This is a genomic window from Chitinophaga pinensis (assembly GCF_007896845.1).
In the GTDB taxonomy this organism is placed as follows: Bacteria; Bacteroidota; Bacteroidia; order Chitinophagales; family Chitinophagaceae; genus Chitinophaga; species Chitinophaga pinensis_C.
This window is the reverse complement of the sequence record NZ_VOHS01000017.1, coordinates 1-12031: the sequence shown is the minus strand read 5'-3', so window position 1 is coordinate 12031 and position 12031 is coordinate 1. Positions and strand designations below refer to the sequence as shown.

Annotated in this window: 11 protein-coding genes; 10 read left to right on the top strand and 1 reads right to left on the bottom strand. The window is 43.2% G+C overall.

Annotated elements, in window-relative coordinates; translation table 11 throughout:
* Window positions 1-35: 35 nt before the first annotated feature.
* The 5 genes from FEF09_RS17125 to FEF09_RS31520 all read left to right on the top strand — a co-directional run bounded on the left by FEF09_RS17125 (window position 36) and on the right by FEF09_RS31520 (window position 5745).
* Entirely contained in the window at window positions 36-1118 is a 1083-nt protein-coding gene (locus FEF09_RS17125) for a PA0069 family radical SAM protein (protein ID WP_146306253.1), read from the top strand.
* Between the two features lie 741 nt (window positions 1119-1859).
* A complete protein-coding gene (locus FEF09_RS17120; protein ID WP_186774389.1) occupies window positions 1860-2486 on the top strand; it encodes a DinB family protein in 627 nt (208 codons plus the stop codon).
* Between the two features lie 815 nt (window positions 2487-3301).
* A complete protein-coding gene (locus FEF09_RS17115; RefSeq protein WP_261387555.1) occupies window positions 3302-4363 on the top strand; it encodes an AAA family ATPase in 1062 nt (353 codons plus the stop codon).
* 168 nt (window positions 4364-4531) lie between these two features.
* Window positions 4532-5533 carry a sterol desaturase family protein gene (locus FEF09_RS17110; protein WP_222597008.1) on the top strand — a complete coding sequence of 334 codons (1002 nt, stop codon included), beginning with the start codon at window positions 4532-4534 and terminating at the stop codon, window positions 5531-5533.
* Complete coding sequence (locus FEF09_RS31520; RefSeq protein WP_222597007.1) at window positions 5500-5745, top strand: hypothetical protein; 246 nt, start codon at window positions 5500-5502, stop codon at window positions 5743-5745. Before FEF09_RS17110 ends, FEF09_RS31520 begins: the two co-directional genes overlap by 34 nt.
* On the opposite strand, the gene FEF09_RS17105 is transcribed toward FEF09_RS31520, so the two are convergent.
* Window positions 5742-6230: an RNA polymerase sigma factor gene (locus FEF09_RS17105; RefSeq protein WP_146306250.1), complete on the bottom strand. Its 489-nt coding sequence runs from the start codon at window positions 6228-6230 to the stop codon at window positions 5742-5744. The two genes, FEF09_RS31520 and FEF09_RS17105, sit on opposite strands and share 4 nt — an antisense overlap.
* A 284-nt stretch (window positions 6231-6514) precedes the next feature.
* Here FEF09_RS17105 and glf point away from each other — a divergent pair, with 284 nt between their 5' ends.
* The 5 genes from glf to FEF09_RS33155 all read left to right on the top strand — a co-directional run bounded on the left by glf (window position 6515) and on the right by FEF09_RS33155 (window position 11890).
* Complete coding sequence (gene glf, locus FEF09_RS17100; RefSeq protein ID WP_146306249.1) at window positions 6515-7627, top strand: UDP-galactopyranose mutase; 1113 nt, start codon at window positions 6515-6517, stop codon at window positions 7625-7627.
* 23 nt (window positions 7628-7650) lie between these two features.
* Entirely contained in the window at window positions 7651-8637 is a 987-nt protein-coding gene (locus FEF09_RS17095) for a hypothetical protein (protein WP_146306248.1), read from the top strand.
* A gap of 389 nt (window positions 8638-9026) precedes the next feature.
* Window positions 9027-11543 (top strand): SLBB domain-containing protein, encoded by a 2517-nt coding sequence (locus FEF09_RS17090; protein ID WP_146306247.1) that lies wholly within the window; start codon window positions 9027-9029, stop codon window positions 11541-11543.
* Window positions 11544-11567: 24 nt separating this feature from the next.
* Window positions 11568-11759: a hypothetical protein gene (locus FEF09_RS17085; protein WP_146306246.1), complete on the top strand. Its 192-nt coding sequence runs from the start codon at window positions 11568-11570 to the stop codon at window positions 11757-11759.
* The gene (locus FEF09_RS33155; RefSeq protein ID WP_261387554.1) at window positions 11756-11890 is read left to right on the top strand and encodes a hypothetical protein; all 135 of its coding nucleotides are present in this window, start codon (window positions 11756-11758) and stop codon (window positions 11888-11890) included. Before FEF09_RS17085 ends, FEF09_RS33155 begins: the two co-directional genes overlap by 4 nt.
* Window positions 11891-12031: the final 141 nt, after the last annotated feature.

Genomic DNA, 12031 nt, shown 5'->3' with positions numbered 1-12031 from the left:
ATTAATTTAGTATTTTTACTAAAAATATTAGCTGTATGACCTTGCCATTTCAGGAGGGGATACCTGAAAATCCCTACTATAAAGGACGTGGAGCCCAATTGAATCCGAAGAACAAATACCTCCGGAACGAGTATGCGCAGGAACATGCGGAGGGCATTGACGAGTGGTGGCAGGCAGATGTGCCTACACAGATACTGGAAGAGCATGCGAAGACGCTTGTGAACAAGGTGGATAGTCCGGATGTGGGGATGTGGTATTCCATGAATCCCTATCAGGGCTGTGAGCATGGTTGTATCTATTGTTATGCACGTAATGCGCACCAGTTCTGGGGCATGAGTGCCGGATTGGATTTCGAGCGGAAGATTGTGGTGAAACGGAATGCGCCTGAGTTGCTGAAGAAATTTCTCGATAATAAAAGCTGGGTACCCAAGCCTATTTCCCTGTCAGGGAATACGGATTGTTATCAGCCGCTGGAACGTAAGATGTTCCTGACCCGCCAGTTGCTATCTATTGCACTGGATTATAAGCAGCCTATTGGTATTATCACAAAGAATTCGCTGGTGCTGCGGGATAAATATATCCTGCAGCAGATGGCGCGTCAGGATCTGGTATGTGTATATGTTTCTATTACGACTATGCAGGAAGACCTGCGTCAGAAGATGGAGCCGCGTACAACGACTGCGGCGCAGCGCTTCAAGATCGTAAAGGAGTTAAGTGAGCTGGGAATTCCGGTAGGAGTGATGACAGCACCGATGATACCGGGGCTGAATGATCATGAAATGCCGGCATTACTGGAAGCTGCCGCGGCAAATGGTGCGAAGTTTGCAGGGTATACGGTCGTTCGGCTGAACGATGCGGTAAAGATCATATTCAATGACTGGTTGTATAAGAACTTCCCTGACAGAGCGGATAAGGTATGGCATCATATTGAGAGTATGCATGGCGGTAATGTGAACGACAGTGATTTTGGCAGACGTATGAGAGGAGAGGGGAACATTGCTGATCTTATCAAGCAGCAGTTTAAGATACATACGAAACGGGTAGGCTTGAATCAGGAGCGTTTTGAGTTCAATACGTCCTTGTTCGAAAGGCCACAGGTGCAGCTGAAGCTATTTTAGACAGCTGCGGATAACTACGGAAGCATGCAGGGGATGAGATGATTCCCGCTGCAATGGGGAGAGAGGGCATGACTAAAGAAGATGATCAGGGAATAGAAAATGGATGGCAACAGTGATTGGTAGTGAGGGGTGTATAGCATTTACCGGCAACAGGGTGATACGCACGAAGTATATAATATATTGACAGGCATACTGATTTGAAGTATACATGTCTGTTAATAAAAAATTGATAGGGGCATCGAAAAAGTTTATTAAGAAAAATGCGGAAATAAAAAAAATAAAAAATATCTTTGTGCAAGCAATAATTGAAATGAAACGCAATTCAAAATATACTATTTCGGCGATGTCCTGTAAGCAAAAGCAGGTCAGAAATAGATTGCGGGCATGTTGCACCAATTGTTAACGAAAGAAAGTTATCAAATGATATAACAAAGGTCCCGCAGGAATTGCGGGACCTTTTGCTTTTGAAGAATCTAAATGATGATTGAGCAAGACAACTGTGTGATAACTGTAATGTATATATATCGTCAGGTAAAGCCGGCGATTGCTGTACGAAAGGAAGGCTTCTCCTTAAGGAGGCCTAATGGGCGTGGTATGTAGCCAACATATAACTTATGTATATGCTACCCGGCCCATTTGATGGAGCCGGGTTTTTTATTTTTATTCTATAAATACTGTTATGTGCCACAAGGCGTACAGAAAGTGGAGCTGGTCAGGTGCATAACCCCAAATCGACAGATCATGAGAAACGTAATTCAATCAGTAAGAGAGGCATTGCTTACAAACTTCAGGGAGTTAGATACCTGGTTCGAAAAAGATTTCGACCTGTTACACTTTAAACCGGACACTGACCAGTGGAACATCCGGGAAGTGCTGGAGCATATCAGCCTGACCAACTATTTTTTGTTACTTATTATTAACAAGAGCACCCGCAGAGCGCTGGATCGCAGACATGCCGCGAAATCAATTATTATTCCGGCTGACTACATGGAGAAGTTTGATAAGATAGATGTGATAGGTAGCCGTTCTTTTGAATGGGTAAGACCAGAACATCTGGAGCCAAGCGGATTGCAGGATATGAGAGATGTAAGAGCGCTGCTCAAACAACAGTTTGCGCAGAGTATGTATAATCTGAGTTTATTGAAGAATGGAGAAGGCATGCTGGTACTGACCAACCTGTCTGTAAACCACCTCGGTAAACTGGATATCTATCAGTATATCTACTTCCTTACCAAACATATTGAGCGTCATATCCGCCAAATGCAGCGGTTGGCCAAAGAATATGAGGGTATTACTGAAGAAGAAGTACAAAGCGGCAGTATCCTGAATGCTGCTGATGAAGAAGCAGAAAGCATGCTATTAATATAATAAATAGGTCGACCTCTCTTCGTCTGTTGGTTTTGGAAACCCTTTCGGAATACTATCATTACCGGTGACTAAAACGTCACCGGTATTTTATATCTGCGACGTATATACGAATATAATACAGCAGAGAATTTGTGTGTCAATGATTATCAACGCATAAGCAGTAGGAGTGCGGCAGTGGGCGGAAAATTATTTGTAGGTTGATAAGAAAAAAAGTGCAAAAAAATTGTTAAAGACCAAAATAACATCATATATTTGCACCATCATTAACGGATAAACTAATTACAATATGCTCAATAAACAAATTCAAATGAACACAGCGCCAGCATCCTCAATGGAGGTTCGTGGCAACGGGTTCCGGGCATGTAATAGTTTTATATAGAGAAGATTAATTCGTATATATAACAAGCCCCGGGACAAGTACCCGGGGCTTTTTTTTTCAGCAAAACTGAATGAAAGGCGAACGGATAAAAAGACATAGAAGCCACGGCCATTCAAAGGAATGGAGCACAGCACCAATGCAATTGGTGCTAACAGGACCTGGTATGCAATAACGCAGTATATGCGTTATCGTTATAACCCGGTCTGCCATCAGCTGACCGGGTTTTTTATGATATTTTGGATTGAGTAGGTACAATTAGTTAACGTAAAGCGGGGTATTCCTGCCCCGCTTAAATCAAATGACGATTATTAATCAACATAGTTTTGTTTCATCTTAATTTGCATTAACCCCCATGTTGTCATTGCCGGACGCCAGGAGCGTTCCGGTATATGATAACCCATTGAAACATGTACATTTGCAGACTTATTTGAAAAGCATGGAGAATATTTCACAGCAGCGGACGATTGGAGGATCCAGTATTTTTGGAAATGGTTTGCTAGAGAGCAGCCCTTTCTATCTGTATTACTTTAATGCAATTCCTAATGTCAGCTTTATTTATACAATAAACGGCGAAAAAGCCCTGGCCGCTTTTAAAAAGGCCTACGAAAAGGACATCATCAGGATATATAGCAGGGAGGAGATCGGCGATAAGGAAAAGGAATACAAGCATGATATAGCCCTGATCATTATGCCGAATGAATGTATGGTGGAATTCGGAGATGATTACTGCGAAATCCTGCATAATGGCAACGCAGCCGCTTTTATAACAGAAGTCACCACCCTTGTACGTAAGCACCGCATTCGTGAAAAGAGGAAGAAATTTGAAATAAACCTGATTTCTTTTGGTGAACGTGGCCTGAAACTGAAAGCCATGGAATTCAAGCGGACACAGCTCGACCTGCCCCTTTATTATGAAGATGATTTTGTAGCAATAGATCAGATGATCTATAAACGCTTGAATACCAATGATGATAAAGGTATTGTACTGTTGCACGGACTGCCCGGTACCGGTAAAACCACTTATCTGCGCTATCTGATCGGAAGGCTGAAAAAGCGGGTTATGTTCCTGGCTCCTTCGGTGGCAGCCAACCTGATGCAGCCGGACTTTATCTCCCTCCTGATAGATAATCCGAACACCATACTTGTCATTGAGGATGCGGAAAATATCATTATGGACAGGAAATCAACGGGTAATTCATCCGTATCCAATCTGCTGAACCTGTCTGACGGTTTACTGGCGGATTGTATGAACGTACAGATCGTGTGTACATTCAACAGTGACCTGTCACAGATAGACAGCGCCCTGTTAAGGAAGGGCAGGCTGATCGCCAAATATGAGTTTGGTAAACTGTCTGTTCCAAAAGCACAACAGCTCTCCGGAAAACAGGGTTTCAACACGACTATTACACAACCCATGACCATTGCTGAGGTAATGAACCAGCATGAGCCCTCCTTTGAGAAAAAGGAGATACCAATCGGTTTTCGCGCCAGACTCTAAATACCTGATACCAATTGCAGATGTGTGCCCCGGCGCACATTTGTGATTGGTTTTAATTGTCTATAAAATTGATAGACTATTATCAGGGAAATATTGTAATATTGTTTCGATTTCGCTCCGTTGGCCACCAAACAATAGAGAAAACCCGTAATCCGAAACTTTATTCGCGTGCATTTAAACCACATGGCATGGGCCGTTCCACTATTCCTGGGACTGATGGGTATTGAGTATCTGGTGGCTAAGAAAACAGGAAAGAATTATTTCGGCTTCAGTAGTTCCGTCAGCAACATTAACGTAGGTATCGCAGAAAGACTGCTTGACACATTTACCGTAGGTATTTTCTATTTTATCTACGACTATCTGCACACTCATTTCGGGGTATTTAACATCCGTTCCAGCGTTCTGCTGTGGGTGGCCCTGTTGATCTTAACAGACTTTATCTGGTATTGGTATCACCGCTGGGCACATGAAGTGAATGTGCTCTGGGGGGCGCATGTGGTACATCATCAGAGCGAAGATTTTAATTATACGGTATCTGCACGTATTACTGTGTTTCAGGCATTTTTCAGAATGTGCTTCTGGTCGGTATTGCCGGTCATTGGTTTTCCTCCTGCCATGATTATCAGCGTACAGCTGCTGCACGGTATTTATCCTTTCTTTATACATACCCGCACGATTGGTAAACTGGGCATACTGGAGTATATTCTGGTAACTCCTTCCCATCACCGGGTACACCATGCTTCCAATGAGAAGTATCTGGACAAGAATTATGGGGATGTATTTATCATATGGGATAAACTGTTTGGCACTTTTGCCGAAGAGGAAGAAGAGCCGGAATATGGGCTGACGAAGCCGCTGGACAGCCATAGTTTCCTGTGGCAGCACTTTCACTTCCTGCTGGAAATAGCGTATACACTCAAACAGACCAAAGGCTTCAAAGCCCGTTGGAAGGTTGTATTTGGCAAACCTGATAATATAGATCCTGAAATACGTCCGAAACTGGAGGAGCGTTACCTGTTCCGCAGTACGGCAGAAGCGGGCTCACACAAGCTACAGCAGTATGTCGTCTGGCAGGTAGGAACCATATTACTGGTCTTATTTCTTTTTTATTGTTTGAGCACTATATACCTGCGTTTGTGCAGATCTGCGTTTCTCTCGTCATCTTCCTGACACTGATCAATAGCGGCGCTATTATGGAACAGCGGCGCTGGGTGTTTTTTCTGGAATATGCACGATTACTGGTCACCTTCGCAGGTTTGTTTTACATATGGCCGCATCCATTACTGCTGTTGGTCTTTGCATTGGTGCAACTGCCATTTTTCCTGTACAGGTCCAGTATCGAAAGACGTTACCTGCGACTGGTATACGGTACGCCGGCTTAATGGCGTGGCATAGTGGTACAAAGTAATTTACGGGCCAGATGGATACGGCTTTTGATCGTACCCATGGGTTCGTGGAGCATTTCAGCAATTTCATGATACTTGAAGCCATCGCAGTACAACAGCAATGGTTTCTTAAAAGATAAAGGGAGCTTGTAAAGGGTTCCCTTTATTTCTTTTGTACGGAGCATGTTTTCTGCATTTACTTCAGCCAGAGTGTTGTTAGTGATGTTGGGCGTGATCTCGGCAGTAGTTGAATGTTTAGCGGTGCGCCTGTATTCATTGATAAAAAGGTTGCGCATTATGGTATACAGCCAGGCGCGGATATTACTACCCTCCAGATATTTGTCCTTGTTTTTCAGTGCTTTGTAAAGTGTCTCCTGATAAAGGTCTTTGGCTGCTTCCGGGTCCTTGGTCAATGCCATGGCAACAGGCTTAAGAAAATCTGCGTTTTCCAGTAAATGAGCTTGGAATGTAGAAAAACTCATGGTTTGGGGATGTTGTAGATTTTGGGATCGATGTACAGTTGTGCTGCCGGCGGTTCCGGCAATTATAATCATACAAACGTAGAAAACGCCTCAGACGGATTGATGAATAAAGGAAAAATTGTCAGGTAAAGGGTAAACTGATCAATCTGGCTGGTTTTCAACTCCCTGACATTTGTATCTTATTTTTAATAGCTTTGCTCCCCGATACCATTTAGAGACTGTCAACTGTAGCAAGAAAGACCCTCCAGGTAGCAGCCGACAGCATTATATAAAAACTTGATTAAATGACGGAATTTGACTTTTTGATAGTCGGTAGTGGATTATTCGGGGCTGTATTTGCCCGGGAGTGCAGGAAAGCCGGTAAGAAGGTGCTGGTCATAGACAGACGTCAGCACAGCGGCGGTAATGTCTATTGCGAAAACGTCAATGGTATAAATGTACACAAGTATGGTGCGCATATCTTCCATACGAACGATAAGCCTATATGGGACTATGTCAATTCCTTTGTACCATTCAATAACTATGTCAACTCTCCATTGGCGGTATACAAGGACGAATTATACAACCTTCCTTTCAATATGAATACTTTCCATCAGCTATGGAAGGTGAAGACGCCACAGGAGGCAAAAGCAATGATTGCAGAACAGGTGGCTGCGTTGAACATCAGTGATCCGCAGAATCTGGAAGAGCAGGCTTTATCGCTGGTTGGAGTGGATATTTATGAAAAACTGATCAAAGGATATACTGAAAAGCAATGGGGACGTAAAGCCAGTGATCTGCCAGCTTTTATCATCAAAAGGTTACCATTACGCTTTACATACAACAATAACTATTTCAATGACAAATACCAGGGCATACCAATTGGTGGCTATAATCTGTTGATAGAGCGCCTGTTTGAGGGTATTGAAGTCCGCCTGAATACAGATTTCTTTGCTGCGCGGGAGGAATTGTCAGCACTGGCAAAAACAGTGGTGTTCACAGGGCAGCTGGATGAGTTTTACAATTACCGTTTCGGCATGCTGGAATACAGGAGCCTGCGCTTTGAGCATCAGGAGCTGGCAATCGATAATTATCAGGGGAATGCTGTTGTAAACTATACAGAAAGGGAGGTGCCATATACCCGTATTATTGAGCACAAACACTTTGAATTTGGCCAGCAGCCAACTACTGTGATCACAAAAGAGTATCCGCAGGAATGGACGAAAGGGCTGGAGCCGTATTATCCTATCAACGATGATACGAATGCCCGCGTATACAAACAGTATAAAGAACTGGCGGATAAGGAGACGGACGTCATTTTTGGCGGACGACTGGCAGAATACCGTTATTATGATATGCATCAGGTGGTAGGTTCGGCCCTGCATATGGTCAGACAACATTTGAAAATAAGCGAATAAAACCAACAAAGGAACATTACTCAATGATCCAGATTTACAACAATACCAGAATTTATGTAATGGCGCCGTCTTCCTTTTCTTCAGGGGGACCAGAACTCTTACACCAGCTTTGCCACAAACTCGAAAAACTGGGGTATGACGCCGTTATTTACTATCATCCCCATGCCGAAAATCCTGTGCATCCCAACTTCGTCAAGTATAACTGTAAGTATGTGACGCAACTGGAAGATAAAAAAGAGCATGTGTTGGTGATGCCCGAGACTTTCTTCTTCATGGCCGGTCAGTTCAAACATATACGCAAATGCGGCTGGTGGTTGAGCGTTGATAATCTTTTCAAGACAAAAGAAGCACCTAAACACTATCGCTATATAAAGAAACTGGGGCTGCATGGCATGTATAAGTGGGCCATTATGACCGGACAGATAAAAGGTAAGTTTACTTATCATCTGGCACAGTCCGTATATGCGGTGGATTTTATCCGTCAATGGGGAATGGAAGCCGGTTATCTTTCTGACTATCTGAACGACAGCTTTTTACAACAATCCAGGGCAAACATTGATCAGGCTAAAAAGCCGCAGGTATTGTACAACCCATTGAAAGGACTGGCTTTTACACAAAAGATCATGGCGGCTATGCCTGCTGTAAACTGGATACCCATTCAAAAAATGACGCCTGCTCAGGTGGGAGAGCTGCTGAATGAGTCGATGGTCTATATTGACTTTGGAGAACATCCGGGAAAAGACCGTTTTCCAAGGGAGGCAGCCATTTACAGGTGTTGTGTGATTACGGGTAAGAGAGGTTCTGCCGCTTTCAGCGAAGATGTACCTATACCAGAACAGTATAAAATCGAGGATAAAGAAGAGAACATTCCGGCGATCGTTAAAATGATAAGTTCTTGTCTTACAGACTATAACAACCATATCAGGGACTTTGAAAGCTACAGGGAATGGATCTATGGAGAAGAGGCAGGGTTTGAAAAAGATATTACTGCACTTTTTAGCAGGTCATAAATTGCTGTAAATCTGCTTGTAGGAAATATTTACATGATTAAAATAAAAAAGGGGGGCCGGGAGGCTCCTCTTTTTTTATTATTACCGGGTAATACCGGCAGAAAAATAAGATAAAAAACACGCATGGTAGATACCGGGAGAAGTGTATATATATCAAGAACTATTAGCAATCGTTGGGCTTTGACTATTAGCCATTAAGCAGGCAAAGCCAATAGGAGAGATGTTTTTAAGTTCATATGGTAATTATTTAATTGGTTTCCATGAGGTTAACATTTATATGTTATTTTTAATAGATTTGCACCGGATTTTTTTCCGGGCGCGAAATTTGCTGAGTTGAGGGGCTTAAAATCGATATTTAATAATCCGAATATTTGTTATCCAATAAATTCATGTTGAAAAAAGTATTACTGCTGCAACTGTTATTGCTGACTATCGGCCTTTGTGTTCGGGCGCAGATACCAGGTATGTCGCAGTCTCAGATAAGTCAGATAAAGGTTGATAATCTTTCGGATGATCAGATCAGGCAATTAGTTGCCCAGATGAAGAAGAATAATATCGCTTATTCTCAGATAGATGACTATGCGCAGCAGAGAGGTATCCCGCCAGCAGAGGTAACAAAACTGAAGAGCCGTATTACGCAACTGAACCTCGAGCAGGAGCTGGATGGTTCTCCTGATACGACGCCCGGTCATGCTGCATCGGTAGATACGACCAGCAGGGGATATATTGGCAGTTCCTCTTCTGATACGACTAATTACTGGCAGGAAAGATATAATAATATCAGAACCAAGGAAGACCTTGACAGGGAATTGAAACGCAGGAAAATCTTTGGTGCTGAATTATTCAGTAATCAGAATCTCACATTTGAACCTAATCTTAGAATGGCTACGCCCACTAATTACAGGGTTGGGGTGGACGATGAACTCCTGATCGATGTATATGGCTATTCTGAAACACAGTATAACCTGAAGGTGAGTCCTGAAGGTTATATCCGGATCCCTTATCTCGGTCCGGTATATGTTAACGGTCTGACCATGAAAGAAGCGACCAACCGTATTACTACACAGCTGAGCACTATTTACAGTGGTATAAAAGCAGGTAATACTTCCGTACAGGTCTCACTTGGTAATATCCGTAGCATCCGCGTCACGCTCATAGGTGAAGTAGCCCGTCCGGGTACTTATACATTGCCTTCGCTGGCAACAGTGGCTAACGGATTATATGTGTCTGGTGGACCTAATGAAAATGGCTCTTTCAGAAGTATAGATCTGATACGTAACGGAAAAGTAGTAGCCAAATTTGACTTGTATGACTTTTTACTGAACGGAGATCTGGGTAATAATCTGGTACTACAGGATCAGGATATCATCAAGGTAAATCCTTATAAAATGCGCGTGGAGCTTACCGGAGAGGTAAAGCGTCCTGCGATATTTGAAGCGAAAGAATCAGAAACCTTACAACAGATCATTGATTTTGCCGGTGGTTATACTGATAACTCCTTCAAAGATGTGATCAGAGCGATACGTGTAAATAATAAGGCAAGAGAGGTGATCAATATCAAAGCTGACTCTGTCGCCACCTTCAAGCTTAAATCAGGTGACCGCTTCTATATAGATACTGTATTGAGTCGGTTTACCAATCGTGTAAGTGTTACAGGAGCTGTTTTTCATGCCGGCGACTACGCACTGGAAGATGGTATGACTGCAGGAGATCTGATTGAACGCGCTGGTGGAGTACAGGAAGTGGCGTCTCTGACAAGAGGTATGATCAGAAGGCTGAAGGATGATTTTACACCTGAAATCATCAGCTTTAATGTACAGGATGCGGTGAGTGGCAAGGTGAAACTGCCGTTACAACGTGAAGATAGCGTGATTGTCTTTTCAAAATTGGCAATCAGAGAACAATATCTGGTAAAAATAAACGGCGAAGTCAATCAGCCCGGTTATTACAACTTTGGCGATAACATGCGTCTGGAAGACCTGATCCTGTTATCAGGCGGTCTGAGAGATGCGGCTAGTCTGAAGCATATAGAAATTTCCCGTCGTATTCGTAACAGCAATGGTACCTATGACTCCAGCGATATCAGAATGGCGATTACGCAACAGTTTGATATCAATGCAGATCTGAGTGAGAATCCGGCAGCATCTTCATTCATCTTACAACCATTTGATGAGGTGGTCGTACGCAGGTCTCCCGGTTATTCTGCACAGGCAAATATCGTTGTAGACGGAGAAGTAGTGTATCCGGGTTTATATGCGATCAATACCAAGAAAGAACGTATTTCTGATGTTATCCGCCGGGCAGGTGGTCTGCGTCCTGAAGCATCTGCAGAAGGAGCGCTTGTATTACGCAGAACTTTCACCAACCCACAGGATAGCGCGTTACTGCTCAGTAAACTGGAAGTACTTTTTAATAAGGTAAGAGATAGTATTGACGTTGAAAAAACGCGTAATACCATTGAACGTAAGGATCAGTTACTGGGTATACAGCTGGATAAAATATTAGCTCATCCGGGTTCTAAATATGATCTCTTCTTAGAAGAGGGGGATGTGATCCGTATCCCTAAGAAAGTGCAGACCGTTCAATTGTTTGGAGAAGTATACTTCCCGAAGAAGGTACGCTTTGACAACAATTTCTCTTTCAGAAGTTATATCCGTGGCGCAGGAGGTTTTACCTCGCAGGCGCTGAAACGGAGAAGTTATATTGTTTATTCCAATGGAGAAGTAAAGAGCACCAGAAAACTCCTCTTCTTCAACAGTTATCCAAAGGTAAAACCGGGTGCTGAAATATATGTGCCGGCCAAACCTGAGCGTAAAGGAGTAACGCCTGCAGCTGCGGTAGGACTGACCAGTGGATTGGCTTCCGTCGCGCTCATTATCATCACGATCCTTGATAAAATCAAATAGTAATTATCGTTTATTCAAACATAAATGGAAAACACCGCACAGAAAGATGCCCCAAAGGAAGAAGGAATGTCAATGAAGGAGTTTCTTTTGAAAATCAATGAATGGTTTCGCTTCCTGCTTTCCAAATGGCTGATCATCGTCATAGTTGGCTTGTCCGGCGCCGGATTAGGCTTATACTATGGCTTAATGAAAAGCCTGATTATACAGCGGAAGTGACATTCGTGTTGGAAGATACCAAGTCAGGCGGACTGGGGGCTTATGCCGGACTGGCCAGCCAATTTGGGATTGACATCGGAGGTGGAGGAGGTATGGGTATTTTTCTGGTGATAACATTCTGGAATTTCTGAAGTCAAGGTTTATGGTAGAGTCTACCTTGCTGACAGGGACCAGCGTCGGCGGAAAGAATACCAGTCTGGCAGATCTGTTTATGGATACCTATAAAATGCGTGAGCCGTGGAAAGAAAATCCACTACTGGCCAACATCAGTT

Bases quoted from the DNA above. Each gene is read 5' to 3' on its own strand.
- FEF09_RS17095 (WP_146306248.1), top strand. From the start codon at position 7,651: ATGATCCAGATTTACAACAATACCAGAATTTATGTAATGGCGCCGTCT.
- FEF09_RS17125 (WP_146306253.1), top strand. From the start codon at position 36: ATGACCTTGCCATTTCAGGAGGGGATACCTGAAAATCCCTACTATAAA.
- FEF09_RS17090 (WP_146306247.1), top strand. From the start codon at position 9,027: ATGTTGAAAAAAGTATTACTGCTGCAACTGTTATTGCTGACTATCGGC.
- FEF09_RS17120 (WP_186774389.1), top strand. From the start codon at position 1,860: ATGAGAAACGTAATTCAATCAGTAAGAGAGGCATTGCTTACAAACTTC.
- FEF09_RS17105 (WP_146306250.1), bottom strand. From the start codon at position 6,230: ATGAGTTTTTCTACATTCCAAGCTCATTTACTGGAAAACGCAGATTTT.
- FEF09_RS17115 (WP_261387555.1), top strand. From the start codon at position 3,302: ATGGAGAATATTTCACAGCAGCGGACGATTGGAGGATCCAGTATTTTT.
- FEF09_RS17085 (WP_146306246.1), top strand. From the start codon at position 11,568: ATGGAAAACACCGCACAGAAAGATGCCCCAAAGGAAGAAGGAATGTCA.
- glf (WP_146306249.1), top strand. From the start codon at position 6,515: ATGACGGAATTTGACTTTTTGATAGTCGGTAGTGGATTATTCGGGGCT.